The following is a 25,144-nucleotide window of genomic DNA, read 5'->3' on the forward strand; positions in this document are numbered from 1 at the left end:
CCGGGAGGTGGTTCAGTGGGTTGGCCACCAATTCACAACTTGACGATGGTTCGGCTGAATTGGGGGATCAAGCGGATCTTTCCGGCGGTGCCGAAGTCGATGGTGACGGTCGCCAGTGGGCCGACGCCGTCGGCGGCGACCACCCGGCCCAGGCCGTACTTGTCGTCGGTGACCCGATCACCCACGGCGAGAACGAGATCGGTGTTGTTGCGCTTCACCGCACCGCCGGGCGCCGGTCTGCGGGTGCCGGTACCGCCGCGCACGCCCGGCCGCTGATCCCAGCCGTCGCCGCGCGTCCAGTCCCGATCGAACCCGCTGTCATCGCCGCGCCTGCGACCACGTTGCACCGGCGACACCACCGGTTCGAGCCTGCGCCAATCCAGCAGATGCTGCGGAATCTCCTGCAGGAACCGCGATTCCGGGTTCGACACCGGCTGCCCCCAGCCCGACCGAACCACGGCTCGTGACAGGTACAGCCGCTGACGGGCGCGGGTGATGCCCACGTACGCCAGCCTGCGTTCCTCGGCCAGCTCGTTCGGATCGCCGAGCGCCCGCATGTGCGGGAACTGGCCGTCCTCCCAGCCGGTGACGAAAACGACCGGGAACTCCAGGCCCTTGGCGGTGTGCAGGGTCATCATGGTGACCACCCCGGAGCCCTCGTCCGGGATCTGATCGGTATCGGCGACCAGTGACACCCGTTCGAGGAACGCCGCGAGCGAACCGGGTTCGGGTTCACCGTCGCCCACCTCGGGCAGCAGGCCCTCCTCGCGCGCGGCCTCGGCGTTGTTGAACGCCTCGGAACTGAATTCGCGGGCGACGCTGACCAATTCGTTGAGGTTGTCCAGCCGCGCGCCGTCCTGCGGGTCGTCGGAGGCCTCGAGTTCGGCGCGGTAGCCGGTGCGGTCGAGCACCGCGTCGACCACATTGCCCACATCGGGGTACTCGCTGTCGGCGCGCTGTCCGGCGGCCCGGATCTCGTCGAGCAGGTCGAGGAAACCGGCGATGGCCCGCTGCGCACGGGTATTGAGCAGCGCCACCTTGCCGTCGGCCGCGTCGCGCAGGGCCGCCGCGAAACCGATGTCGCGCTGCTCTGCGTGCACCGCGACGCAGGCCTCGGCACGGTCGCCGATGCCACGGCGCGGGGTGTTGAGGATGCGGCGCAGGCTCACGGCGTCGTCGGGGTTCTCCAGCACGCGCAGGTAGGCCACCACATCGCGCACTTCCTTGCGCTCGTAGAAGCGGACCCCGCCGACCACCTTGTACGGCAGCCCCATGCGGATGAAGATCTCTTCCAGCGCACGCGAATTGTTGTTGGTGCGGTAGAACACCGCCACATCACCGTAGGTGGCCTCGCCCGCGTCGACCAACCGGTCGATTTCCTTCGCGACGAACGAGGCCTCGTCGTGTTCGTTGTCGGCGACGTAGCCGGTGATGAGCTCGCCCTCACCGGAATCGGTCCACAGCTTCTTCTCACGCCTGCCCTCGTTGCGGGCGATCACGGCGTTGGCCGCCGACAGGATGTGCTGGGTGGAGCGGTAGTTCTGCTCCAGCAGAATGGTTTCGGCGTCGGGGAAATCGCGTTCGAATTCCTCGATATTGCGGATGGTCGCACCGCGGAAGGCGTAGATGGACTGGTCGGCGTCGCCGACGACGCACAGCTCGCCGGGCGGCACCTGCTCGTCGCCGGAATGGCCGTGGTGGCCGACGAGTTCGCGCACCAGCACGTACTGGGCGTGGTTGGTGTCCTGGTACTCGTCGACGAGAACGTGCCGGAACCGGCGCCGGTAGTACTCGGCCACCTGCGGGTGGTTCTGCAGCAGCGCGACCGTCTCACCGATCAGATCGTCGAAATCGAGGGCATTGGCCGCGCGCAGCCGCTTCTGGTATTCGCCGTACACGCGGGCGACCAGTGCGGGCAGTTCGGTGTCGTCGGCCTCGGCGTCGCGGGCGGCTTGTTCGGGCCCGATCAATTCGTTCTTCAAATTGGAGATGGCCGTCGACAGCAGCCGCGCCGAATATTTTTTGGTGTCGATGTCGAAATCGCGGCTGATCATCGTGAGCAATCGGCGCGAATCGTCGGCGTCGTAGATGGAGAAATTCGAATTCAGACCCGGCAGCAAAGCCGCCTGCATGCGAAGAATGCGCACACAGCTGGAATGGAAAGTCGATACCCACATGCTCGCGGCGCGCGGACCGACGAGCCCGGCCACCCGCTCCCGCATCTCGGCAGCAGCCTTGTTGGTGAACGTGATCGCCAGGATCTGTCCGGTCTGCACTCCGCGTGCGGCGAGCAGGTAGGCGATGCGGCGGGTGAGCACGGCCGTTTTGCCCGAGCCCGCTCCCGCCACGATCAGCAGCGGCGAACCGGCGTGCACCACGGCGGCGCGCTGCTGCGGGTTGAGCCCGTCGAGCAGCCGCTCGGTTTCCTCGGCGCGACGCTGTTCGCGCTCCTTGCGGCGCTGTTCCTGCTCGGCGCTGTGCCGGGCCGCCGCCTCGGCAAGACCGCTGCGAGCCACACCACCGCCACCGCCGTCACCCTGCGGTGCGGCGGTGCTGTCTGGTGCCGCGACCGGGGTGTTCGGCGCGGTGGACGATGTTTCGTCTGCGGAGGGAGCGACCGTGATATCCATCGTCTGTCCACGCTACCGGCGGGCACCGACAAGCGGCCAACCGCCGTCGGCGCGGCCACCGGCCGGCAAACCGCGGGTGAACCGGATGACGACCGGTGTCGTACCCACCCGTGTGAATGTTCTCAGCGGATTCACAAACACAACTGTTTTGCATACCTACCGACCCGTGGCAGACTGGGCCGCGTGGTCAGCGCCGCTTCGCCTGTCCGGATCGGCAATCGATCCGATATCGTGGCGGCAGGCGCCCAGCCGGAAAGTTTTTCAGGGTGAAGGAACAGATCGGTAACACGACGTCCGTATCGACCGATCCCAGTTCTGACACGAGGAGATGAATGATGAGCACCCCTGCTACAACCGCCGGGTCAGAGGCGGCACTGCCGCAATCGGAGGCGGAGATCGAGAAGCTTCGCCTCGAAATCGACGAACTCGACGCCACCATCCTCGCCGCGATCAAACGCCGGAGCGAAATTTCGCGGATCATCGGGCGCACCCGGATGGCCTCTGGGGGGCCCCGGCTGGTGCACAGCCGTGAGATGAAAGTGCTCGAACGCTTCAGTGAGCTCGGCCAGGAGGGTCACACCCTCGCCATGCTCCTGCTCCGCCTCGGTCGCGGACGTCTCGGCCGCTAGGCCGAACTCGAACCACGCGGCGGTCGTCCAGATCGCCGCTCACGAAAAGCCGCCCCGGGTGCGACAACATCCCCGGGGCGGTTATTTTTTTCGCTCAGGTGAGGGCGATGTACTTCGTGTCCAGGTATTCCTCGATGCCCTCGGTCCCGCCCTCGCGGCCGAAGCCCGATTCCTTGACGCCGCCGAAGGGCGCGGCCGGGTCGGAGATGACACCGCGGTTCACGCCGACCATGCCGGTCTCCATCGCCTCCGACACCCGAAGCGCACGATCCAGGTCGCGGGTGTAGACGTAGCTGACCAGCCCGTATTGCGTGTCGTTGGCGGCGGCGACGCCCTCCTCCTCGGTGTCGAAGGCGACGATCGGCGCGACCGGACCGAACACCTCCTCGCGCAGGATGCGGGCGGCGGGCGGCACTTCGGCGAGCACGGTGGCGGGGTAGAACCAGCCCGGCCCAACCGGGGTCTCCCCGCCGAGCAGCAGCTTCGCACCGGTTTTCACCGCGTCGTCGACGAGTTCGGCGACGGTCTCGCGCTGCTCGGCGCTCACCAGCGGTCCGAGCGTCGTCGACGCGTCCGTCCCCGGCCCGAGCACCACCGATTCGGTCATCGCCGCCACCAGCTTCTCGGTGAATTCCGCGACGACGCCGCGCTGCACGTGGAACCGGTTGGCGGCCGTGCACGCCTCCCCGCCGTTGCGCAGTTTCGCCTGCATGGCACCGGCCACCGCGCTGTCGATGTCGGCGTCGTCGAACACCACGAAGGGCGCGTTGCCGCCCAGTTCCATGGAGGTGCGCAGCAGCCGGTTCGCCGACGACGAGACCAGCTTCTTACCCACCTCGGTCGACCCGGTGAAGGTGAGCTTGCGCAGGCGCGGATCGTCGATCAGCGGGCCCGTGACGGCACCGGAACGGCTGGTTGTGACGACCGACAGCACACCGTCGGGCAGCCCGGCCTCGCTGCACAGGCGGGCCAGCGCGAGCATGGTCAGTGGCGTCGCCGACGCGGGCTTGACGATCATCGTGCAGCCGGCCGCCAGCGCCGGACCGATCTTGCGGGTGCCCATGGCCAGCGGGAAATTCCACGGCGTGATCGCCAGGCACGGGCCCACCGGTTGTTTGGCGACCATGATCCGCCCCGTGCCCGACGGCGCGTGCAGATACCGCCCGTGCACCCGCACCGCTTCCTCGCTGAACCACCGGAAGAACTCGGCGCCGTAGCGCACCTCGTTGCGGCTCTCCCCGAGCGCCTTGCCCATCTCGAGCGTCATCAGCAACGCGAACTCCTCGGCCCGCGCCGTGAGCTCGGTGAACACCGCCCGCAAGATCTCACCGCGTTCCCGCGACGGCGTTTCCGCCCACTCCCGCCCGGCCGCCACCGCCGCGTCGAGCGCCCGCATCGCGTCCTCGGGCGTCGCATCCGCCACCTCGGTGATCACCGACCCGTCGGCCGGATTGTGCACGGGAAATGTGGCCCCGCCCGTAGCCTCCACCGGCCCCGACCCGATCCACAAACCCTTTGGTACGAACTCGATCACGTCCCGTTCAGAAACCATGCCCCCACCCTATGCCGACCCCCCGGCCGAGAAGCCGCCAAACGCCACACGAATAACCCAGAAGGACCACCCGAACCCACCCTCGGCCACCAACTCGAATGCCGCCATAACCGCATCCCCAGCCCCGTACATCCCGACCTCGAGGAGGGATCGCCGACGAAGTCGGCGGTTCGCGGCCGTCCCGACGATCAGGTGCCGTGGCGTACGCGACGAAGGAGCAAGCAACGGCGCCTGATCGTCGGGACCGGCGGGGCCGCGAACTCGAGCGCGCCAGCGCTCCGACAACACAGTACGCTCGGCGGGGTGAGCAGCGACATCACCGCGTCGGCGGCCTGGCAGGCACTGCAAACCAATCACCGCACTGTCGCACCTCTGCATCTGCGGCAGTTGTTCGCCGAGGATCCGGCGCGCGGCCGGGAGTTGACCGTGCAGGTCGCCGATCTACACATCGACTACAGCAAACATCGCGTGACCCGCGAAACCCTGCGTCTGCTGGTGGATCTCGCGCGCGCGGCCGGTGTGCCGCAGCGACGCGACGAGATGTATTCCGGCAAGCACATCAACACCTCCGAGGACCGCGCGGTGGGGCACATCGCGTTGCGTCTGCCGGTGGGCGAGCAGCTCGACATCGACGGCACCGACGCCGATGCCGCCGTGCACGACGTGCTGCGCCGGATGGGCGAGTTCGCCGATTCGGTGCGCTCGGGTGCGTGGCGCGGGGCGACCGGTGAGCGCATCACCACGGTGGTCAATATCGGTATCGGTGGCTCGGATCTGGGGCCGGACATGGTGTATCGCGCGTTGCGGCACTATGCCGATCCGGAGATCGAGGCCCGGTTCGTGTCGAATGTCGACCCGGCCGATCTGGTGTCCAAGCTGGCGGGGCTCGATCCGGCGCGCACATTGTTCATCGTCGCGTCGAAGACGTTCTCCACCTTGGAGACCCTCACCAACGCGACGGCGGCGCGGCGCTGGCTGGTCGCGGCGCTCGGTGAGAACGCGGTGGCCAAACATTTCGTCGCGGTGTCGACGAACGCGGAGCGGGTGGCGGCGTTCGGTATCGACACCGCACACATGTTCGGTTTCTGGGATTGGGTCGGCGGCCGCTACTCGGTGGATTCGGCGATCGGTCTCTCGGTGATGGTGACCATCGGCAAGGAACGGTTCGGCGAGTTCCTCAGCGGAATGCACGCCGTCGACCGGCATTTCGCGTCGCAGCCGTTGGAGTCGAACGGTCCGGTGCTGCTGGCGATGCTCGGCGTCTGGTATTCGAACTTCTTCGGCGCGGAATCGCGTGTGGTGCTGCCGTATTCGAACGATATGGCGCGGTTCCCCGCGTATCTGCAGCAGCTGACGATGGAGTCCAACGGCAAATCGGTGCGTGCCGACGGCAGTCCGGTCACGTCGTCGACGGGTGAGATCTTCTGGGGTGAGCCGGGTACCAACGGCCAGCACGCCTTCTATCAGCTGCTGCATCAGGGCACCCGGTTGATTCCGGCCGATTTCGTCGGTTTCGCCCGGTCGACCGACGACCTGCCGACCCGCGACGGCACCGGCAGCATGCAGGACATCCTGATGAGCAACCTGTTGGCGCAGACCAAGGTGCTCGCGTTCGGCAAGACCGCCGAAGAGATCGCGGCCGAGGGCACCGATCCGAAGTTGGTGCCGCACAAGGTGATGCCCGGCAATCGGCCGAGCACCACGATCATGGCGCCGGAGCTCACGCCGTCGACGATGGGTCAGCTGATCGCGCTGTACGAGCACCAGGTGTTCGTCGAGGGAATCATCTGGGGCATCGACAGTTTCGATCAGTGGGGTGTGGAGCTCGGCAAGCAGCAGGCGCTGGCCCTGACGCCGTTGCTGAGCGGTCCGGAAGAGCCCGAGTCGGTGGGTGACTCGTCGACCGACGCGCTCATCGAGTGGTATCGCGCGCGGCGGCGCTGACCTCGCTCGCGGCGCGGATCCGGCTGGTCACGCTGGTGGTGACGATGGCGAGCAGGGTGCCGAGGACGACCAGGTCGAACACGATCTGCACCATGGTGACGATGCGTGCGCCTTGGCCGACGGCGTGGATGTCGCCGTAACCGACGGTCCCGAGGGTGACCAGCGTGTAATACAGTGCGTCGGTTCGCGTCTCGAGCCCGGCGAACTGGTTCGGATGTAGTTGCTCCATGCGGTAGTAGACGAGTGCGAACACCACGCACACGATGCACAGCACGAGCAGCACCCCATCGACCCGCTCGCCCAACGCGGTCGACTCCTCGAGGAGGTGCTCGATCCGCCGCCACACGAGCCAGCCGAGTCCGGCGACGCTCGCGACGAACACGACGACCCCTACGACCCGCCCCGGCCACGAGTCGAGTGCGAACACCCACCCCACCGGCACGCTGTAGTACAGCGCCAGCGCGCAGGCCGCTGCCGCGCCGTTGCGGACCGCGTGCACGGGGACTCGTCGCTTCATCAGTCCATGATTGCGCCGAGTCCGCCGCTTTCCGCGCGACACACGCCCGGCGTGCCGCGGTCGGCAAGGGGTGTCGTGCCGCGGTGAAGCAGTACCACGCGGCGAAGGGGTGCCTCGGGGCGAGGCAGTACCACGCGGCGAAGGGGTGCGGCGGCGCGAAGGGTGGGGCGGCGCGAAGGGCTGGGGCGGTCAGTCCAGGGCGTATCCACGGCCCGTCGCGATCAGGACCCGATCCGCGCGGCTTCGGGTGGCGGCGATGAGGTCGGCATTGCGCAGGTCGCTGTCCATCACTTTCACCCGCGCCTCATCCTGGGTGCGCCCGCCTTCGATGTGCCGGTCGAGCAGGCGTTCGGTGAGCACCTGCCGTGGCGCGTCGAGATACCAGCATTCGTCGAGCAGTCCGCGTACCGGCGCCCAACCCGGTGCGTCGGTGAGCAGCAGGTAGTTCCCCTCGACGACGACCACGCGCTCGTCGCGCACCACCACACCGCCCTCGGTCGGTTCGTCGACGGCCCGGTCGAACAGCGGCCACGGCACCGGTTCGCCGACGGGTGTTTCCCGGAGCAGGCGAAGGCCGGTGACGAACGCGGCCGCGTCGAAGGTGTCGGGCTCGCCCTTGCGCGCCAGCGCACCCCTGGCTCTCAGTACGTCGTTGCGCAGGTGATAGCCGTCCATCGGCGCAACGACCGCAGGTCGCCCGAGACGATTCAGCTCGTGGCAAAGGCGCTGCGCGAGCGTCGATTTACCAGCTCCCGGCGGGCCCGCGATACCGAGGAGAAACCGGTCCGCGCGCGTCGGCACCAGCCCGGCGAGGTCCCTTGCCGTCAACACATCGTCCGCTCGAGCCACGCGGTCACGGTACCGCCAGCCCGGCCATGCGAAGGACCGGCCGGAGTCGGCTCAGTGCGTATCGACGAACCCCCGTTCGAGAATCGCACCGGTGTCGACACCGACCGGCAGGGTGCCGTAAGCGATCCCCCAGTCACCGCTCAGCCGGGTCGCGCAGAATGCATCGGCGACGGCCGGATGACCGTGGCGTACCAACTGCGCACCCTGCAGCACCAGCGCCATCAACTCGACCACCCGGCGCGCCCGGTATTCGATATCGGACAGGTCGGTGAGTTCCTTGCCGACCCGGTCGATGGCGTCGTCGAGACGCGGGTCCGCGCCACGAGCCAGACCGACCTCGGCGAAGTAGGCCTCGACGGTCTCGGGCTGACGCCCCATGGCGCGCAGGGCATCCAGCGCAGCCACATTGCCCGACCCCTCCCAGATCGACATGAGCGGCGCCTCCCGGTACAGACGCGGCATCCCCGATTCCTCGGCATACCCGTTACCGCCGAGGCATTCCAGCGCTTCGGCGGCATGCGCGGGGGCCCGCTTGCACACCCAGTACTTGGTGATGGCCAGCGCGATCCGGCGCAGCGCCGCCTCGGCCGGGTCGCTGCCCGCGCGGTCGGTGGCCCCGGCCAGACGCATCATCACGGTGGTCGCCGCGTCGGATTCGACGATCAGGTCGGCCAGCACGTTGCGCATGGCGGGCTGGTCGATCAGCTTCGCGCCGAACGCTTCTCGATGCCTGGCGTGATGCACGGCGGTGACCGCACCGACCCGCATGCCGGTGGCCGAGCCGATCACGCAGTCGAGGCGGGTCATATTGACCATCTCGATGATCGTCTTCACCCCGGCACCCTCGGCGCCGACGAGCCACCCGGTGGCGTTCTCGTATTCGATCTCCGAGGAGGCGTTCGACTTGTTGCCGAGCTTGTCCTTGAGCCGCTGGATCCGGATCGGGTTGCGGGTGCCGTCGGGCAGCACGCGCGGCAGCAGGAAGCACGACAACCCGCCCGGCGCCTGCGCGAGGGTGAGGAACATGTCCGACATGGGCGCCGAGGTGAACCACTTGTGCCCGACGATGCGGTACGACCCGTCCGATTGCGGTGTGGCGGTGGTGGTGTTGGCGCGCACGTCCGAGCCGCCCTGCTTCTCGGTCATCGACATGCCCGCGATCAGCCCCGCTTTCGTGGCGGGCTCACGCAATCCGAAATCGTAGGTGCGCGAGCCGAGCAGCGGCTCGAAGCGGGCGGCGAGTTCGGGGTTGTGGCGCAGCGCGGGAACCACCGCGTAGGTCATCGAGATGGGACACATGTGCCCGGCGTCGGCCACACCCCAGGTGTAGAACTTGGCCGCGCGGGCGGTGTGCGCACCGGGGCGCTCGTCGAGCCACGGTGCGCCGTGCAGGCCGTGCGTCACCGCCACATTCATCAGGTCGTGCCAGTGCGGATGGAACTCGACCTCGTCGACGCGGTGTCCCCACCGGTCGTGGGTGTGCAGCACCGGCGGGTACTCGTTGGCCAGCCTGCCCCACTCCTGTGCGGCGAAACCGCCTGCGAGAGCGCCGAGTTCACGTACCTCCGCCTCGGCCCAGCCCGCACCCTCCCGGTGCAGGCCCTCGATGAGCGCGGGATTACGCGAGGCGTCGAAGGGGACGAGCGGTGGTACCTGATTGAACACGTCATGGGTGATCACGGCGGAACTCCTTAGGGCTACAACGATTCCGGGCGCGCACCGAGCGCGCGAACGGCGAAAGCGACCAGTTCGGGAACGACGGACTCGGCGGGCGGGGCCGTGGCGAGGGGCCCGACGAGCACCTCGCCGATGGCGCCGACGAGCGCGGCCGCGGACAGGTGCGAATCCTGCGGCGGCAGCGCGCCTTCGGCGACGCCGTGGGTGATGGCCGCTTCGAACGAGGCGGTGAAGGCTCGGCGGAACTCCAGGCGTTGCACGTCGACGGCGGCGTCGACGGGCTCGGCCAGCAGCACGTAGGCGAGTTTCGGGTTCTTGAGCGCACGCCCGGCGAAGGTCTCGACGGCCGCGCTGACCCGCTGCACCACGTCGCCCTCGGCGACCGCCGCGCGCACCGCGGCGACCTCGCGGGCGACGACCTTCTCGAACACGGCCGACACCAGCGCGGCCTTGTTCTCGAACTGCTTGTACACCGTGCCGGTGGCGATACCCGCCTCCGCCGCTACCGCGGCCATCGACAAGCCGGCGAACCCGTCGCGCGAGAGCACGGCCGTCGCACCCTGCACGATCAGCGCTCGCTGCGCGTCGAGCCGGGCCTGCACGGCGGGCGTCCTCCGGTACACCATACGAAGAAGTGAACCACCGATTCACCTCTTCACACAAGGGTAGGTTTCGTCGTATGGTCGAGCAATGAGCTCAGGTCTCGCGTCCGATTCGGTGCGTGTCGAGAAGGCGGGGCCCGTCACCACGGTGATCCTGAACCGTCCCCACGCCCGCAACGCCGTCGACGGGCCGACGGCCCGCGCCCTGGCCGACGCTTTCCGCGCGTTCGACGCCGACCCCACAGCCTCGGTGGCGGTGCTGTGGGGCGAGCACGGCACGTTCTGCGCCGGCGCCGATCTGAAATCGCTCGGCACCGACCGCAGCAATCAGGCGACGCCCGACGGTGACGGACCGATGGGCCCCACCAGGATGCGGCTGTCCAAACCGGTGATCGCGGCGGTGTCCGGGCACGCGGTAGCCGGTGGCCTCGAGCTGGCGCTGTGGTGTGACCTGCGGGTGGCCGAACAGGACGCCGTGTTCGGCGTGTTCTGCCGCCGTTGGGGAGTGCCGCTCATCGATGGCGGAACGGTGCGGCTGCCGCGCATCGTCGGCGAGGGGCGGGCGCTGGACATGATTCTCACCGGTCGGCCGGTGGGCGCGCCCGAAGCGTTGCAGATGGGGCTGGTCACCCGCGTGGTTCCCACCGGGGATGCGCGTCGGGTAGCCGAGGAGCTGGCCGGGCAACTCGCGGCGCTCCCGCAGACCTGCCTGCGTTCCGACCGCGAATCCGTGTACGACCAGGTCGGTCATTCCGAGGACGAGGCCCTACGCATCGAATTCGCGCACGGTGTCAAGGCTCTCGCCGATGGTGCGCTCGAGGGTGCGGCCCGCTTCGCCGCGGGCGCGGGCAGGCACGGCGCCGCCTCCACGTCGTAATGGACCGCCTGACCGTCGTCGACGAGATCTTCCTGCGTACCCATCGGGGAATGGGCACGCCGATCGCCCTGCAGGGACTGTGGCGTACGCCGGACACGATGGGTCCGGCTCTGCTGCGACAGATCCACCACGAGCTGAGTCATGGTCCGCTGGGCCGCAGAGTCGTCCGCGTCCGCGTTCCCGGCGCCCGACGTGCCTGGCAACCCACCGTCCGCGCCCACCCGCTCGACTACCTCGCGGCCGATGCCGACCGCGCTCCCCTGCGTGAGGGGGAAATCCTGCCGTGGGCGGATACGCTCGGCGCCGACCTCGATCCCGAGTTCTTCCCCGGTTGGCGGTTGTCAGCGGCGCCTCTGGCAGACGGCGGAACCGTTGTCGCTCTGACCTGTTCGCACGCCCTCGCCGACGCACGCGGACTGATCCACGCCGTCGCGCTGGCCTTGCGATCGCTGAACGGCACACCTACAGAGCATGCGTCGACTGCGGTCGCCTCCACCGCACGAGACCAGCGCCGCGAACGGTCCGCGGACGAGGCCCGTTCGGACTGGGCCGATGCTCGGACGCAGTGGGCCACGGTGCTCGGCGGGACCGCGCGCGCACTGCGCAACGGTGTTCCCCGACCGCCCGAGACCATCGTTCCCGCGGCGGCTCCAGGTCGCACCGTCCGCAGCTCCCTGCTGGCTTTCGACGCGGGACGATGGGATTCCGTCGCAGCGGAAGCCGGTGGCACACCGAACAGCCTGTTCATCTATCTGGTCGCGAACATTCTGTGGGAGAACGGCTTCGGTGCCGACACCATCACTGCGAGCCTGCCGGTGGATACCCGCGACGAACCGCGCGTGGACAACGATCTCGCCGTGACCGAGATCCGGATCTACCGTGCCGACACCCCGGAGACGATTCGCGTCAAAGCCCGCGACGCCTATCTACGCCGCATGTCGGCGCCCGCCGGGCTGCCCGAAGAAATCCTGCAGGTACTCCCTGATCGCTTGGCGTACAAGCTCAGCAAAGGTGCTGGTGAGCGCGACATCCTGTGCTCCAATATCGGCACAATGCCCGACGCCCTGCGCACTGTCGGCCCGCACGAATGCACCCGCGTGGCCGCCCGCGCGATCCATCCGGGCATCACGGATTTTCCACGTACTCGCCTCTCCGGTTACCTCTCCCGTCTGGCCGACACCTACACGCTGGCGCTCGTCAGCTTGGACACACACGAATCACTCACCGCTGCAGCGGATCTCGTGCTGTCGAAGGCCGGGTTGTCCGCCGAGCCCTGGTGAGTTCGCGTGGCCTCCGGGTCGCAGCAACTCAATTCGCCGTCATACCCACGAGCAGAACCCTCAGCCCCCAGACGAATTGGTCGACGGATGTCCACGCCGCGATCTCGTCCACATGCGCGGCGGTACGCGTCCAGCGATCCACGTCCAGGTCCCTGAGTTGCTCGCGCCGCCGCGCGATCCGCTCCGAATCAGTAGGCAGCGGCGGAATTCCGTTCGTCTCGGCGATATCGAGCGCCGTCGAACCGAGGACATAGACGAGCACCGCGTACACCCCGTGCGCCCGCATCTGCGTATGCAGACCACCGCGCGCGAAGCAGGCGAACAACGCCTCTTCGATATCGCGTGCGGCGGGCCCGTCCGCCGCCGGACCGTCGTGCGGACCCGACATCATCAGCACCGCGACCGCCGGATGCTCCCACAGCCGCGACCGCATACTCAGCGCCAACTGGATCACCGCCGAGACCCACTCGACGCCCCGGTCGTAGAGCGGCCCGAGCCGCACGTTCGAGAGCACGCGTTCGATGGCGGCCCGTTCCAGTCCGCTCCGATCGCAAGCCAGCGCGGCCGGGTCGACGCCGAGTCGCTCCGCAACCGCCTCGACCGTGAGCGCACCCGCCCCGCCCTCGTCGAGCACTGCCAGGGCCGCGTCCACCACCCGATCCTCGGTGCACGACAACTGTTCGGGCGGCTCGCCCCCGCTGAGCGGACTCGACGGCATAAGCGGGACTGTACCGAGCGCGCACCCGCCCACCGAGGTGCCACGACGAGCGAATCGCGCGACTCCATCGCCGCACTACGCGACTGATCGAATCACCCAGCCCGACGACCATCCGCAGCAGTCTGCGGAACGTCGACCCCTTCCCTACCGCAGCGCGACCGGCATCGCCGAATCGACCCGATCCACCACCTCGGCGGGGACCTCGATCCCCGGTTCGAGGTCCACCGACGGCACCGGCACACCCCACACCTGCCGCAGCGGGAGCTCCCCCGCCCACACCCCGCCTGCGGTGATGTCGTCCTCGTCGTCCTTCGGCCCGCCGGTCCGGACTTTCACCGACGCCTCGGTGAGGTCGAGGGCCAGCACCATCGTGGCCGCCATCTCCTTGCGGCTGGGCGGGCGGACACGGTCCCAGGATCCGGGCGCCGCGTGCTCGACGATCACCCGTAGCGCTTCCAGCCGTTCGTCCTCGTCGGTAACGAGTTCGGCCCGCCCGCGCACCACCGCCGACCGGTAGTTCATCGAGAAGTGCATGGCGGAGCGGGCGTAGATCAGGCCGTCGACCTGGGTCACCGCGATGCTGATGTCGGTGCCGACGGCGGCGCGCATATTGCCCGCACCGGTGGAACCGTGCAGGTAGATCGTGTCGCCCGCGCGGCCGTACACGGTCGGCAGCACCACCGGCGAACCACCGAGCACGACTCCGAGGTGGCAGATCAGTCCCGCGTCGAGCACCGCGTCCAGTTCGGCCCGGTCGCTGCGGGCGCGTTCCTTGGCTCTGGTCACCGTGGTGCGCGGGGTCGGGGACAGCGGCGTTCTGGTGTGCGTGCTCATAAGATGAGCATCGCCGCACGATTGGCCTTCGCACAGGTCCAATTCGACGCAGGAACGACAGTCCAATCAGAGGTGGGCGATGCTCGACGACTTCCCGATCCCGCTCGACCGCTCCGCCGCCGAACCCCTGTCGGTGCAGGTGGCCGATGCCCTGCGCACCGCCGCGACCACCCGCGTCCTACGCGTCGGCGACCGGCTACCGCCCTCGCGCACCCTCGCGCAACGGCTGGAAGTGAGCCGGGCCGTGATCGCCGCCGCCTACGACCAATTGCACGCCGAGGGCTGGCTCACCGGTCGACGCGGGTCCGGCACCTACCTGAGCACCGCCCCCGCGACAGCACCGCCGAGCACCGTCGCGATGAAGGGCATCGCGGACGCACCGACCCTGCTCGACCTCGCCGCAGGCGCACCGTGCATCGAGGCCCTCGACCGCGCGGCCTGGCGTCGCGCGTGGCGCTCGGCCGGTGACCGCGCACCCGAGGCCCGCAAGGATCGAGCGGGTGAGCCCGGCTATCGCGATGCCGTCGCCGAGCATCTGCTCCGGCATCGCGGACTGGCCGCGGGCGCGTCGTCGGTGGTCCTGGCGACCGCGGGCACGAGCACCGCCGTCGGCGAACTCGCCGCGGCCCTGCTCCGTCCCGGCGACACCGTGGCCATCGAAGACCCCGGCTATCTACGCGCGGTCGGCGCGTTCCAGGCCGCGGGGACGACGGTGCTCCCGGTGCCCGTCGACGCGCACGGACTGTGTGTCGACCGCATTCCGCCGGGTGTTCGCGCCGTGTATTGCACACCGGCACATCAGTTTCCGATGGGTGCGCGGATGCCCGCCCGGCGCCGGGTGGAACTGGTCGAATTCGCCCGCAGCACCGGCGCTCTGGTCATCGAGGACGACTACGACGGCGAATTGCGCTACGACACCGCACCCTTGCCCCTGCTCGCGGCGATGGCCCCGGACGTGGTGGTCCACCTCGGCACCACGAGCAAGATCATCGCCCCCACCCTCGGTGTCGGCTGGCTCGTCGCTCGTCCCGACATCACCGCGGCCGTCCTGGCGCACCGCGCCCGCATCGGCAGTTCACCGAGCCCGGCCGGCCAACTTGTGCTCGCCGAATTCGCCCGCAACGGCGACCTCGCCCGGCATCTGCGTCGCCTGCGCCGGGTGGTCCCGCCACGGCGCGCCCTGCTCGTCGGTGAGCTCGCCGACCGGGGCCTGCCCGTCCTCGGTGACGACGCCGGCTCGCACGTGGTCGTCGAACTGCCCGACGCCGGCGCCGAGGCCGCCGCGGTCGATGCCGCCCGGAGCCGCGGGGTCCTGCTCGACGGGCTGGCCCGCCATCACCTCGCCACGCCGCACAAGTTCGGTGTCGCCCTCGGTTACACGGCCCTGACCAGCGCCGAATTGGCCCGGGCCGTCCCGATCGCGGCCGATTGTCTCGCCGCTCATGTCACCCGGCGGTCGTAGCATGGACCAGGACCCCGCGCGGGTCGCGGTTCGCCCGGCACTACCCCTCCGAGAATCGAAGTGGTGAGCACATGACCGATCAGGACATCCTGGCCAAGATCAAGCAGCTGGTCGACGAAGAACACGAACTGCGGTCCAAGGCGACGGCGGGCGAGATCGACCCGGTCAGCGAGCGCAAGCAGCTCGCCCAGCTGGAGGTGATGCTCGATCAGGCCTGGGATCTGCTGCGGCAGCGCCGCGCCCGCGCAGGCGCCGACGCCTCCCCCGAAGACACCGAGATGCGCTCGCCCCGTGAGGTCGAGGGCTACTTGCAGTGACCGACGAGTACGACGTCATCGTGATCGGTGGCGGCCCGGCGGGCGAGAACGCCGCCGCGTACGCCATCGCGGGCAGCGACCGCACCGCCGCGCTCGTGGAACGGGAACTGTTCGGCGGCGAATGCAGCTATTGGGCGTGCATTCCCAGCAAGACACTGCTGCGCACGGGCGCCGTGCTCGATCTCGCCGCCGGGCTACCCGGGCTGACGGCGAGCGGCCCCGAGGTGGCCGATGTGCTGGCCCGCCGCGACACCTTCGTCCACCGCCGCGACGACACCTCCCAGGTCGACTGGGCGAAATCGGCGCGCATCGACCCGGTCCGCGGTGCGGCCAGGCTCGCCGGGGAGCGGCGGGTCGAAGTGCACACCGACGCGGGGGTGCGGGAACTGCGCGCCAGGCACGCTGTCGTGATCGCGACCGGAACAACAGCCGCGATTCCCGACACTCCCGGTCTGCGCGATGCCCTGCCCTGGACCTCGCGCGACGCGACCAATCTGACGGTCGTACCGACCCGGGTCGCGATCATCGGCGGCGGTGTCGTCGCGTGCGAGGCAGCGACTTGGCTGATCGAACTGGGCGCGGCCGAGGTGACCATGCTGGTGCGCGGTGACCGGTTGCTGCCACGGGTGGAGCCCTTCGCCGCCGATCTGGTGCTGCGAGGTCTGCGCGACAAGGGCGTCGAGGTTCGCCTGAACACCGAGCCGCTGATGGTGTCGCGCCGCGACCCCGCCGACACCGGGGTCGGCCGCATCCACGGCGGCCCGGTCACGCTGGTGCTCGACAACGGTGAGCTGGAGGCCGACGAGCTGGTCGTCGCGACCGGCCGCGCACCCGCGACCGACGACCTCGGCCTGGACACGGTCGGCCTGTCGGCAGGCTATCTCGACGTCGACGATCACCTGACTGTCCGTGATGTTCCCGGGGAATGGCTGTACGCGGTGGGCGATGTGAACCACCGTGCGGCACTGACACATATGGGCAAATACCAGGCCCGCGTGTGCGGGGATGTCATCGCCGCTCGCGCACAGGGCACGCCGCTGGACAAGAGCCGCTACACCGCGAGCGCCGACCACGAGCAGATTCCCCAAGTCGTCTACACCGCACCGGAACTCGCCGCCATCGGCCTCACCGAGCAGCAGGCCCGCAAGGCCGGATACGCGGTCGACACCGTGGAAATGGATATCTCGGTAGCCGGTTCCGCATTGTCGCGCGACGATTTCCACGGCCGCGCGAAGATCGTCGTCGATACCACCGAAAACCGCCTTCTCGGCGCCACTTTCGTCGGGCCCGACATGGGCGAACAATTGCACGCCGCCACCATCGCGGTGGTCGGGCGGGTGCCACTGGACACCCTGTGGCACGCGGTACCGGCGTTTCCCACGGTCAGCGAATTCTGGTTACGGCTGCTGGAAACCTGGCGGGACCGCTGACTACTTGAGCAACCGCGACATCCGCCGGTCGGCGAGCACCTTGCCGCCGGTCTGACAGGTCGGGCAGTACTGAAAAGAGCGCTCCGCGTAGGACACCTCACGTACCGTGTCGCCACACACCGGACACGGCTGCCCGGTCCTGGCGTGCACCCGCATGCCGGATCGCTTCTCCCCCTTCAACCGGGCCGCGTCCTGCCCGGTCGAACGGTCGACGGCATCGAGCAATACCGAACGCATCGCCGCGTACAACTGCGAAACAGTTTCGGCGGGCATCGTTTTCGTATTCGCGAACGGCGAAATGCGTGCGGTGTGCAGTATCTCGTCGGAATAGGCATTGCCGATACCGGCCAGCAGGGTCTGATCAACCAGTGCGGTCTTGATGCGCTGCGATGTGCCGCGCAGCAGGGCCGCGAATTCGTCCTCGGTCACCGCGAGCGCGTCGGGACCGAGCCGGGCGATGCCCGGAACCGACTGCGGATCCTCCACGACATACACCGCGAGGCGTTTCTTGGTTCCCGCCTCGGTGAGGTCGATGGCGGGCGTCGCGCCTTCAGGAGTGAAGAAATGCACGCGCAAGGCGAGCGGGCTCTTACCACCGGGCTTGGGCGGCAACGGATTCGGTTCGTCGACCCACCGCAACCAGCCGCCACGTGACAGATGGGTGATCAACCACAGCCCACCACAGTCCATTCCGAGAAACTTGCCCCACCGGCCCGCACCGGTCACGTCCCGGCCGGACAGCGCGGTCACCGGCGGATCGAATGTCTTCACCGCACTCAACGCGGCCACGTCGACGCGACCCACCACCGCACCGACCGCATGATCCCGGAGGAACTGCGCCAACGCCTCTACCTCGGGTAACTCGGGCACAAAGGTCAGTCTAGCTATTCGGACCGCAACAGGTAGACGTCCATGATCCAGCCCTTTTCGGCGCGCGATCGCGCACGACGTTCGAGAATGGATTTCTCCACCTCGCGCAGATTGCCTTCGATCAATATCTCGTCGGGCATACCGAGATAGGCGCCCCACCAGATGTGGATATCGTCGCCGGGCACCTCGGTGAACGAGCATTCGCCGTCGAGCATCACCACCGTCGAACCCGGGCCGAGGCCTTCTTCGCGCAGCTTGCGCCCCGTGGTGATGTGCACGGGTTCGCCGATGCGGTGCAGCACCACCCGGTGGGCGGCGGCCAGTGCCGCGACGCTGGTGACGCCGGGGATCACCTCGTAATCGAACCGAACCCGCCCACGGTCGAGCACCCGCTCCACCATGCGCAGGGTGCTGTCGTAGAGGGCCGGATCGCCCCAGACGAGGATCGCGCCGTCGCCGTCCACCTGCTCGAAGGCCTCTTCCAGCAGCACCGCGCGCCGTTCGTGCCAGTCCTGCACCACACCGGTGTAGTCGGCGGGTGCGCGGTCGCGTGGCGGGTCGGCGATCTCGAGCACCCGGTGCGGGCCGTCGACGTACTCGGCCAGGATCGCGGTGCGCACGTCGACGAGTTCCTGCTTCTCGGCGCCCTTGCCGATCACGAAGAACGCCTCGGCGCGCCGCATGGCCTTGACTGCCTGCATCGTCACCTGGTCGGGGTCGCCCGCACCGATACCGATCACGTAGAGCTTGCGCATACGCGCAGAGCTTGCCAGGTGCGCACAGCAGTAGAATCGGCAGGCGTGGCCACCCCTGATACGCAGTACGAAGATCTGCTCCGGCGCGTGCTCGAACACGGCACGCCGAAAGCCGATCGGACCGGCACCGGCACCCGAAGCATCTTCGGCCATCAACTGCGCTACGACCTGGCCGAGGCGTTTCCGCTGATCACCACCAAGCGGGTGCACCTGAAATCCATCGTCTACGAGTTGCTGTGGTTCCTGCGCGGCGACTCCAATGTGTCGTGGCTGCGCGAGCACGGCGTCACCATCTGGGACGAATGGGCGGATGCGGACGGCGAGCTCGGCCCGGTGTACGGCGTGCAGTGGCGTTCCTGGCCGACACCCGACGGCACCCACATCGACCAGATCGCCCAGGTCCTGCACACCCTGCGCACCGACCCGGATTCGCGCCGGATGATCGTGTCGGCGTGGAACGTGGCCGACCTGGACAAGATGGCGCTCGCCCCCTGCCACGCCTTCTTCCAGTTCTATGTCGCCGACGGCAAGCTGTCGTGCCAGCTGTACCAGCGCAGCGCCGACCTGTTCCTCGGTGTGCCGTTCAATATCGCCAGCTACGCGCTGCTCACCCTGATGGTCGCCCAGCAGACCGAGCTGGAACCGGGCGAGTTCATCTGGACAGGTGGCGACGTGCACATCTACGACAACCACGTCGACCAGGTGCGTGAACAGCTCACCCGCGAGCCCTACCCCTTCCCCACCCTGCACCTGCGCCCGGCCACCAGCCTGTTCGACTACACCTACGACGATGTCGAACTGTCCGGGTACCAGCACCACCCGGCCATCAAGGCGCCGGTGGCGGTGTGAACGACCGCATGATCGGCCTGATCTGGGCGCAGGCCAACGACGGGGTGATCGGCGTCGACAACACCATCCCGTGGCGGCTGCCCGAGGACATGGCCAATTTCCGGAAGACGACCACCGGTCACCCCGTGATCATGGGCAGGCGCACCTGGGACTCCCTGCCCGCCGCCTTCCGACCACTGGCCGGGCGACGCAATATCGTCGTCACCCGTCAGTCCGACTGGGCCGCCGAGGGCGCCGAACGTGCCGCCTCGCTGCCCGACGCGCTGGCCATGACCGGCACCGCCGACACCTGGATCGCCGGTGGTGGCGAGATCTACCGCCAGGCGGTGCCGCTGGCAACGACCCTGCTGGTCACCGAGGTCGACACCACCGTGGCGGGCGATGCTTTCGCCCCGGTCATCGGCCCGGAATGGCAGGCACCGGATACCCCGTGGCGCACCGCCGAAAACGGTCTGCGCTACCGCATTCGGCATTACGTCCGGCAGTGACAACACGTCGCTAACGGTCGCGGCAAAACGCCCGAGCGCGGGTGTGATGTCGGGCATACTCCCAGGCGAAGACCTGCCCGCGAGAAGCCTGCGAAAGGCGCGTTCCCATGGACAAGAAATCGCTGACCGCGGTGGCCCGTCAACAGCTGAAGCTGGCGGCCACCTCGACGAGTGGTCGGAGTTCGCAAACCCTCATCGGCGGCCACACCCACGCCCTGCGCCAGACCGTCGTCGCGCTGGCCGAAGGGCAGAGCCTGGCCGAACACGACAATGCCGGCGACGCGACGATCCAGGTCCTCACCGGCACGCTCGTACTGATCGCGGGCACCGACGAGTGGAAGGGCTCGGCAGGCGATCTGATCGTGGTTCCGCGCGCCCGCCACAGCGTCAAAGCCATCGACGACGTGACCTTCCTGCTCACCGTCGCCAAATAAGTACCTGTCGGTACGGCGTCGTACTCTGGACGCCATGGGTGAGCCACAACCGATTCTCGATCCACTGTCGCCTGCCGCGCTCTTCCTCGTCTTCACCATCGACGAGGGCGGCGAATCGGTGGTGCGCGATGTGCTCGCCGATATCAACGGTTTACGGCGATCGGTCGGCTTCCGGGTGCCCGGCGAGGGCCTGAGTTGCGTCACCTCCATCGGTTCCGCCGCGTGGGACCGCCTGTTCGCCGGGCCCAAACCGGCTGAGCTGCACGAGTTCCCGGGATACAACGGTCCGGTGCACAGCGCGCCTGCCACCCCCGGCGACCTGCTTTTCCACATCCGCGCCGAAACCCAGGGCCCGTGCTTCGAATTGGGCATGGTGATCGCCGAACGGCTGCGTGGCGCGGCGACGGTTGTCGACGAGGTGGTCGGGTTCCGCTACTTCGAACAGCGCGACCTGCTCGGCTTCGTCGACGGCACGGAGAACCCCGAGGGTGGTGCCGCGGCCGCTGCGGCCCTGATCGGTGCCGAGGACCCCGAATTCACCGGGGGCAGTTACGTGATCGTGCAGAAGTACACCCACCCGCTCGACCAGTGGAACGCTCTGTCGATCGAGGAGCAGGAGCGGGTGATCGGGCGCACCAAGCTCGGCGACTACGAACTGCCCGACGATGTGAAGCCCGCCGATTCGCATGTGGCGGTGAACACCATCGTCGACGACGACGGCACCGAGCGCCAGATCGTCCGTGCCAACATGCCTTTCGGCTCGGTCGCCGACGGCGAGTTCGGCACCTACTACGTCGCTTACGCCGCCACCCCGAGCGTCACCGAGCGGATGCTCGAGCGCATGTTCCTCGGCACCGAGGAAGCCGCCTACGACCGCATCCTCGACTTCTCCGTCGCGGTCACCGGCACCCTGTTCTTCACCCCGACCGTCGATTTCCTCGACGATCTGCCCGACGCGCCCGCGAACCTCGCCGACGAGGCGGAATCCGGACCGTTGCCCGAGATAATTCCGGTGGAACGGGCAAATACCTCCGCAGCGGGTTCCGACGGCGCCCTCGCCATCGGCTCGATGAAAACTCGATGAGAAGGAGTATCCGAATGAACAACCTGCATCGCGAACTCGCGCCGATCACCGACGAGGCCTGGGCCGAGATCGAGGAGGAGGCCACCCGCACGTTCAAGCGCAATATCGCCGGACGCCGGGTCGTCGATGTCTCGGGCCCGCACGGCGTCGGTTACTCGGCGCTCAACCGCGGCAGGCTCGCCCCGATCGACTCCCCCGACGACGGTGTGCAGGCACACCAGCGCGTGGTGCAGCCGCTCGTGGAACTGCGGGTGCCCTTCACCCTGCAACGCTCCGAACTCGACGACATCGAACGCGGCGCCCCCGACGCCGACCTCGACAACCTCAAAGACGCCGCCCAGAAAATCGCCTTCGCCGAAGACCGCGCGATCTTCGAGGGTTACGCCGCTGCGGGCATCACCGGCATCCGCGCCGCCGCGTCCTGCACCCCGATCACGCTGCCGAGCAATGTGGTCGACATCCCCGACGCCATCTCGCGTGCCCTCACCGGGCTGCGCCTGGCCGGTGTCCAGGGCCCCTACTCGGTACTGCTCAGCGCCGACCTCTACACCAAGGTCAGCGAAACCTCCGACCACGGCCACCCGATCCGCACCCACATCGAGCGCCTCATCGACGGCGAGATCATCTGGGCACCGGCCATCACCGGCGGATTCGCCCTCACCACCCGCGGCGGCGACTTCGAACTCGCCATCGGCCAAGACCTCTCCATCGGATACCTCAGCCACGACGCCGACACCGTCCAGCTGTACTTCCAGGAAACCTTCACCTTCCTGGTCGAGACCTCCGAAGCAGCGGTATCGCTCGGGTCGTGAGCCCGATCGCGTGACCGGCGCTAGGGTTGGCCACGAATCGTGAGAGGGAGGTCCGCATGGCCGACGTGCGTGCCGGGGTCGTGCCCGCGAGCAGGAGCCTGTTCTACTGCCTGATCGGGCTGCTGGTCACCATCGGGATCGCCGGTCTGCTGGTGGCGATGTTCGGCGCCAACCGGGTGGTGACCGGCGTGCTGGTCGGCGCCGTCGGCGGTGTGGCGGCGGGTGTCGCGCTGTTCGTGCGCGATGTCGTCGAGCTCACCGAGCACGGTATCTACGTGCGGACCCCGTTCCGGTCGGCCACCGTGCCGTGGGACCGAGTGGTGGCCGGGCGGTTCACCCTCGACGAGCACGGCCGCTGGGCACTGGCCCTCGACCTCACCGAGAACGGCGACGAACTCGTGCTGCTGTCGATCCCACCGGTCATTGGCCCGGTCTCGGGCGCCTACGACATGCGCAAGCGGGAACAGGTGACCGAGATCCGGGAGATGTTGCGGGCCAAGCGGATTCCGATCACCGTGCTGCCCGGGATCGCCGCTGCCCTCAACGAGCACTGGCAGATCGCGCCGCCGACCTCCCGCTGACTCAGGCGCTGAGCCCGGAGGTGAACCGCCGCCGGTAATCCGACGGCGACACACCGAGCCGTGCGATGAAGGTGCGCCGCAGTGCCTCGGGGCTGGTGAAGCCCGCGTCGGCGGCGGCCCGTCGCACCGAGCTGCCCGCCTCGAGTTGGGCGCGGGCCAGATCGAAGCGCATGTTCGCCGCGTATTCGGCCGGGCTGAGCCCGACCTCCTCGGTGAAGAGCCGGGTGAGGTGGCGTGGGCTCACGTTCACGTGGCGGGCGAGTTCCTGCACGCTGTGGCGCCGTGACGGGTCGTCGGCGATCAGGTCCGTCACCGCGCGCACCGGGCCCGGCGGCAGCGCCACCGCGCGCAACGGGGTCGAGAACTGCGCCTGCCCGCCGGATCGCTGGAGGTAGACCAGCAGACCCTGGGCGACCTGCCGGGCCACGGCACTGCCGATGTCTTCGGCGACCAGCGCCAGCGCGAGGTCGATCCCCGCGGCTACGCCGGCCGAGGTCGCGATATCGGCCTCCCGTACGAAGATCCGATCCGCCAGCACCTCCACGCGCGGATACCGGCGGGCCAGCTCGGGGGCGAACTTCCAGTGCGTTGTCGCGCCGCGCCCGTCCAGCAGCCCGAGTTCGGCGAGCACGAACGCCCCGCTGCAGATCGAAACCACCCGCCTGCTCCGCGCGGCGAGCACACGTGCCGCGTCGAGTAGTTCTGGACGGACGAACTGGGCCGGGCGCACCTCGCTGCCCGGCACGACGAGCGTGTCGAGCGCGAGTACATCGGCGGCTGCCGCCCCCACAGCAACTCCCCCGCCGACCGAGGTCTGCACGGGCGCGCCGGTGGGTGAGAGCAGCACGATCTCGTAGGCATCGGCGAACTGATTCGCCTCGACGAACACCTCGGCCGGGCCGACGTAGTCGAGTGCCTTCACCCCGTCGAACAGGAGAAACCCGATACGCCGTGTCCCAGTAGATGCGTTGTGACGCGGGCGATCCGGGGCTACAGACATAGCCACAAATCTACTGTTCGTCCGAAATAGCGGGATTCGCGGCCGTTCGGGTAGGCGACAGCCCACCCGCGCTCGACAACTATGAGCAACCTATCCATCCACCTCGTTCGACAGGATCGCCATGCCCTACTTCACGACATCCGACGGCACCGAGATCTACTTCTCCGACTGGGGCACCGGGCAGCCCATCGTCTTCAGCCACGGCTGGCCGCTGAGCTCCGATGCCTGGGCGCTCGAGCGCAAGACCTTCGCCGACGCCGGTTATCGCGTCATCGCCCACGACCGTCGCGGACACGGCCGCTCCTCGCAGCCGTGGCAGGGCAACGACATGGACACCTACGCGCGTGACCTCGCCGAACTCGTCGAATCGCTCGATCTGCGCGATGTGATCGTCGTCGGGCATTCGACCGGCGGCGGCGAGGCCGTGCGTTACGCGGCGCGCCACGGCCGGGACCGGGTCGCCAAGGTCGTCACCATCGGTGCGGTGCCGCCGATCATGGTGGCCACCGAGGCCTACCCCGACGGTCTGCCCATGTCGGTGTTCGACAACATCCGTGCCGGGGTGCTGGCGGACCGGTCCAACTTCTACCAGGAGCTGGCTCCGTCGTTCTTCGGCTTCAACCGCGAGGGTGCGGCCGTGTCCAAGGGCGCCATGGACGACTTCTGGCGGCAGGGCATGCTCGCGGGAATCCAGGCCGCCTACGAGTGTGTCGCCGCGTTCTCGGCGACCGATTTCACCGAGGACCTGCGCGCCCTCGAGGTACCGATCCTCATCGCGCACGGCGACGACGATCAAATCGTGCCCATCGCGAACTCGGCACACAAGTCGATCGAGCTGGTGAAGGACGGCACGCTGAAGGTGTACCCCGGGGCGCCGCACGGCATCTTCGGTGCCTACCAGCAGGAGCTGATCAGCGACATCCTCGCGTTCATCAAGGGCTGAGAGTTTCCGG

General features: G+C 68.4%; 25 protein-coding genes. 14 read left to right on the forward strand and 11 right to left on the reverse strand.

Annotated features, from left to right (window positions below):
* Positions 1–32: 32 nt before the first annotated feature.
* Complete coding sequence (pcrA, locus tag HYG95_RS04625; RefSeq protein ID WP_255494973.1) at positions 33–2,630, reverse strand: DNA helicase PcrA; 2,598 nt, start codon at positions 2,628–2,630, stop codon at positions 33–35.
* A gap of 335 nt (positions 2,631–2,965) precedes the next feature.
* On the opposite strand from pcrA, the gene HYG95_RS04630 reads away from it, so the two are divergent.
* On the forward strand, positions 2,966–3,259 hold the full coding sequence (locus HYG95_RS04630) for a chorismate mutase (protein WP_133733847.1): 294 nt from the start codon (positions 2,966–2,968) through the stop codon (positions 3,257–3,259).
* A 94-nt stretch (positions 3,260–3,353) separates the two neighbouring features.
* On the opposite strand, the gene HYG95_RS04635 is transcribed toward HYG95_RS04630, so the two are convergent.
* A complete protein-coding gene (locus HYG95_RS04635) occupies positions 3,354–4,811 on the reverse strand; it encodes an NAD-dependent succinate-semialdehyde dehydrogenase (RefSeq protein WP_181696736.1) in 1,458 nt (485 codons plus the stop codon).
* Positions 4,812–5,114: 303 nt separating this feature from the next.
* On the opposite strand from HYG95_RS04635, the gene pgi reads away from it, so the two are divergent.
* Positions 5,115–6,755: a glucose-6-phosphate isomerase gene (gene pgi, locus HYG95_RS04640; protein WP_181696737.1), complete on the forward strand. Its 1,641-nt coding sequence runs from the start codon at positions 5,115–5,117 to the stop codon at positions 6,753–6,755.
* Here the strand turns inward: pgi and HYG95_RS04645 are convergent.
* The 4 genes from HYG95_RS04645 to HYG95_RS04660 all read right to left on the reverse strand — a co-directional run bounded on the left by HYG95_RS04645 (position 6,724) and on the right by HYG95_RS04660 (position 10,424).
* Positions 6,724–7,272 carry a potassium channel family protein gene (locus tag HYG95_RS04645; protein ID WP_181696738.1) on the reverse strand — a complete coding sequence of 183 codons (549 nt, stop codon included), beginning with the start codon at positions 7,270–7,272 and terminating at the stop codon, positions 6,724–6,726. The two genes, pgi and HYG95_RS04645, sit on opposite strands and share 32 nt — an antisense overlap.
* Positions 7,273–7,461: 189 nt before the next feature.
* Positions 7,462–8,121: a nucleoside/nucleotide kinase family protein gene (locus HYG95_RS04650; RefSeq protein WP_181696739.1), complete on the reverse strand. Its 660-nt coding sequence runs from the start codon at positions 8,119–8,121 to the stop codon at positions 7,462–7,464.
* 51 nt (positions 8,122–8,172) lie between these two features.
* Positions 8,173–9,801 (reverse strand): acyl-CoA dehydrogenase family protein, encoded by a 1,629-nt coding sequence (locus HYG95_RS04655; RefSeq protein WP_181696740.1) that lies wholly within the window; start codon positions 9,799–9,801, stop codon positions 8,173–8,175.
* A gap of 17 nt (positions 9,802–9,818) precedes the next feature.
* On the reverse strand, positions 9,819–10,424 hold the full coding sequence (locus HYG95_RS04660; RefSeq protein ID WP_181696741.1) for a TetR/AcrR family transcriptional regulator: 606 nt from the start codon (positions 10,422–10,424) through the stop codon (positions 9,819–9,821).
* Between the two features lie 64 nt (positions 10,425–10,488).
* Here HYG95_RS04660 and HYG95_RS04665 point away from each other — a divergent pair, with 64 nt between their 5' ends.
* Both HYG95_RS04665 and HYG95_RS04670 read left to right on the forward strand, forming a co-directional pair.
* Positions 10,489–11,277 (forward strand): crotonase/enoyl-CoA hydratase family protein, encoded by a 789-nt coding sequence (locus HYG95_RS04665; protein ID WP_181696742.1) that lies wholly within the window; start codon positions 10,489–10,491, stop codon positions 11,275–11,277.
* On the forward strand, positions 11,277–12,557 hold the full coding sequence (locus HYG95_RS04670; RefSeq protein ID WP_181696743.1) for a hypothetical protein: 1,281 nt from the start codon (positions 11,277–11,279) through the stop codon (positions 12,555–12,557). Before HYG95_RS04665 ends, HYG95_RS04670 begins: the two co-directional genes overlap by 1 nt.
* 28 nt (positions 12,558–12,585) lie before the next feature.
* Here the strand turns inward: HYG95_RS04670 and HYG95_RS04675 are convergent, their stop codons facing one another.
* On the reverse strand, positions 12,586–13,275 hold the full coding sequence (locus HYG95_RS04675) for a TetR/AcrR family transcriptional regulator (RefSeq protein WP_220139024.1): 690 nt from the start codon (positions 13,273–13,275) through the stop codon (positions 12,586–12,588).
* Between the two features lie 144 nt (positions 13,276–13,419).
* Entirely contained in the window at positions 13,420–14,109 is a 690-nt protein-coding gene (locus HYG95_RS04680) for a pyridoxamine 5'-phosphate oxidase family protein (protein WP_181696744.1), read from the reverse strand.
* A 79-nt stretch (positions 14,110–14,188) separates the two neighbouring features.
* Here HYG95_RS04680 and HYG95_RS04685 point away from each other — a divergent pair, with 79 nt between their 5' ends.
* The 3 genes from HYG95_RS04685 to HYG95_RS04695 all read left to right on the forward strand — a co-directional run bounded on the left by HYG95_RS04685 (position 14,189) and on the right by HYG95_RS04695 (position 17,318).
* Positions 14,189–15,571, forward strand: a complete 1,383-nt coding sequence (locus HYG95_RS04685; protein WP_181696745.1) for a PLP-dependent aminotransferase family protein — start codon at positions 14,189–14,191, stop codon at positions 15,569–15,571.
* A gap of 71 nt (positions 15,572–15,642) precedes the next feature.
* A complete protein-coding gene (locus HYG95_RS04690; RefSeq protein WP_181696746.1) occupies positions 15,643–15,888 on the forward strand; it encodes a DUF2630 family protein in 246 nt (81 codons plus the stop codon).
* Positions 15,885–17,318, forward strand: a complete 1,434-nt coding sequence (locus HYG95_RS04695; RefSeq protein ID WP_181696747.1) for an NAD(P)/FAD-dependent oxidoreductase — start codon at positions 15,885–15,887, stop codon at positions 17,316–17,318. Before HYG95_RS04690 ends, HYG95_RS04695 begins: the two co-directional genes overlap by 4 nt.
* Here HYG95_RS04695 and HYG95_RS04700 read toward each other — a convergent pair whose 3' ends face one another.
* The gene (locus HYG95_RS04700; RefSeq protein ID WP_181696748.1) at positions 17,319–18,188 is read right to left on the reverse strand and encodes an Fpg/Nei family DNA glycosylase; all 870 of its coding nucleotides are present in this window, start codon (positions 18,186–18,188) and stop codon (positions 17,319–17,321) included.
* A 14-nt stretch (positions 18,189–18,202) separates the two neighbouring features.
* Positions 18,203–18,943 (reverse strand): precorrin-6A synthase (deacetylating), encoded by a 741-nt coding sequence (gene cobF, locus HYG95_RS04705; RefSeq protein WP_181696749.1) that lies wholly within the window; start codon positions 18,941–18,943, stop codon positions 18,203–18,205.
* Between the two features lie 45 nt (positions 18,944–18,988).
* On the opposite strand from cobF, the gene HYG95_RS04710 reads away from it, so the two are divergent.
* The 6 genes from HYG95_RS04710 to HYG95_RS04735 all read left to right on the forward strand — a co-directional run bounded on the left by HYG95_RS04710 (position 18,989) and on the right by HYG95_RS04735 (position 23,191).
* The gene (locus tag HYG95_RS04710; RefSeq protein ID WP_181696750.1) at positions 18,989–19,792 is read left to right on the forward strand and encodes a thymidylate synthase; all 804 of its coding nucleotides are present in this window, start codon (positions 18,989–18,991) and stop codon (positions 19,790–19,792) included.
* Positions 19,789–20,280, forward strand: coding sequence for a dihydrofolate reductase (locus HYG95_RS04715; protein ID WP_370465676.1), 492 nt, complete (start codon positions 19,789–19,791; stop codon positions 20,278–20,280). The genes HYG95_RS04710 and HYG95_RS04715 overlap by 4 nt, the downstream gene beginning before the upstream one ends.
* Before the next feature lie 107 nt (positions 20,281–20,387).
* Positions 20,388–20,714: a cupin domain-containing protein gene (locus HYG95_RS04720; RefSeq protein ID WP_067485336.1), complete on the forward strand. Its 327-nt coding sequence runs from the start codon at positions 20,388–20,390 to the stop codon at positions 20,712–20,714.
* Between the two features lie 34 nt (positions 20,715–20,748).
* Positions 20,749–21,798 carry a Dyp-type peroxidase gene (locus HYG95_RS04725; RefSeq protein WP_181696751.1) on the forward strand — a complete coding sequence of 350 codons (1,050 nt, stop codon included), beginning with the start codon at positions 20,749–20,751 and terminating at the stop codon, positions 21,796–21,798.
* Positions 21,799–21,812: 14 nt separating this feature from the next.
* Positions 21,813–22,610 (forward strand): family 1 encapsulin nanocompartment shell protein, encoded by a 798-nt coding sequence (locus tag HYG95_RS04730; RefSeq protein WP_181696752.1) that lies wholly within the window; start codon positions 21,813–21,815, stop codon positions 22,608–22,610.
* Positions 22,611–22,666: 56 nt separating this feature from the next.
* Positions 22,667–23,191 (forward strand): PH domain-containing protein, encoded by a 525-nt coding sequence (locus HYG95_RS04735; RefSeq protein ID WP_181696753.1) that lies wholly within the window; start codon positions 22,667–22,669, stop codon positions 23,189–23,191.
* 1 nt (position 23,192) lies between these two features.
* On the opposite strand, the gene HYG95_RS04740 is transcribed toward HYG95_RS04735, so the two are convergent.
* A complete protein-coding gene (locus tag HYG95_RS04740; RefSeq protein ID WP_181696754.1) occupies positions 23,193–24,191 on the reverse strand; it encodes a GlxA family transcriptional regulator in 999 nt (332 codons plus the stop codon).
* A gap of 121 nt (positions 24,192–24,312) precedes the next feature.
* Between HYG95_RS04740 and HYG95_RS04745 the strand changes: the two genes are divergently transcribed.
* Entirely contained in the window at positions 24,313–25,134 is an 822-nt protein-coding gene (locus HYG95_RS04745) for an alpha/beta fold hydrolase (protein WP_181696755.1), read from the forward strand.
* The last annotated feature ends 10 nt before the right edge of the window (positions 25,135–25,144 follow it).

The sequence above is a fragment of the Nocardia sp. GTS18 genome (assembly GCF_013839555.1).
In the GTDB taxonomy this organism is placed as follows: domain Bacteria; phylum Actinomycetota; class Actinomycetes; order Mycobacteriales; family Mycobacteriaceae; genus Nocardia; species Nocardia rosealba.

Excerpts from the sequence above, each read along its gene's own strand:
- HYG95_RS04740 (WP_181696754.1), bottom strand. The coding sequence starts at position 24,191 with ATGTCTGTAGCCCCGGATCGCCCGCGTCACAACGCATCTACTGGGACA.
- HYG95_RS04635 (WP_181696736.1), bottom strand. The coding sequence starts at position 4,811 with ATGGTTTCTGAACGGGACGTGATCGAGTTCGTACCAAAGGGTTTGTGG.
- HYG95_RS04720 (WP_067485336.1), top strand. The coding sequence starts at position 20,388 with ATGGACAAGAAATCGCTGACCGCGGTGGCCCGTCAACAGCTGAAGCTG.
- cobF (WP_181696749.1), bottom strand. The coding sequence starts at position 18,943 with ATGCGCAAGCTCTACGTGATCGGTATCGGTGCGGGCGACCCCGACCAG.
- HYG95_RS04660 (WP_181696741.1), bottom strand. The coding sequence starts at position 10,424 with ATGGTGTACCGGAGGACGCCCGCCGTGCAGGCCCGGCTCGACGCGCAG.
- HYG95_RS04745 (WP_181696755.1), top strand. The coding sequence starts at position 24,313 with ATGCCCTACTTCACGACATCCGACGGCACCGAGATCTACTTCTCCGAC.
- HYG95_RS04665 (WP_181696742.1), top strand. The coding sequence starts at position 10,489 with ATGAGCTCAGGTCTCGCGTCCGATTCGGTGCGTGTCGAGAAGGCGGGG.
- HYG95_RS04680 (WP_181696744.1), bottom strand. The coding sequence starts at position 14,109 with ATGAGCACGCACACCAGAACGCCGCTGTCCCCGACCCCGCGCACCACG.
- HYG95_RS04670 (WP_181696743.1), top strand. The coding sequence starts at position 11,277 with ATGGACCGCCTGACCGTCGTCGACGAGATCTTCCTGCGTACCCATCGG.
- HYG95_RS04675 (WP_220139024.1), bottom strand. The coding sequence starts at position 13,275 with ATGCCGTCGAGTCCGCTCAGCGGGGGCGAGCCGCCCGAACAGTTGTCG.
- HYG95_RS04735 (WP_181696753.1), top strand. The coding sequence starts at position 22,667 with ATGGCCGACGTGCGTGCCGGGGTCGTGCCCGCGAGCAGGAGCCTGTTC.
- HYG95_RS04645 (WP_181696738.1), bottom strand. The coding sequence starts at position 7,272 with ATGAAGCGACGAGTCCCCGTGCACGCGGTCCGCAACGGCGCGGCAGCG.
- HYG95_RS04630 (WP_133733847.1), top strand. The coding sequence starts at position 2,966 with ATGAGCACCCCTGCTACAACCGCCGGGTCAGAGGCGGCACTGCCGCAA.
- pcrA (WP_255494973.1), bottom strand. The coding sequence starts at position 2,630 with ATGGATATCACGGTCGCTCCCTCCGCAGACGAAACATCGTCCACCGCG.
- HYG95_RS04690 (WP_181696746.1), top strand. The coding sequence starts at position 15,643 with ATGACCGATCAGGACATCCTGGCCAAGATCAAGCAGCTGGTCGACGAA.
- HYG95_RS04730 (WP_181696752.1), top strand. The coding sequence starts at position 21,813 with ATGAACAACCTGCATCGCGAACTCGCGCCGATCACCGACGAGGCCTGG.
- HYG95_RS04725 (WP_181696751.1), top strand. The coding sequence starts at position 20,749 with ATGGGTGAGCCACAACCGATTCTCGATCCACTGTCGCCTGCCGCGCTC.
- HYG95_RS04685 (WP_181696745.1), top strand. The coding sequence starts at position 14,189 with ATGCTCGACGACTTCCCGATCCCGCTCGACCGCTCCGCCGCCGAACCC.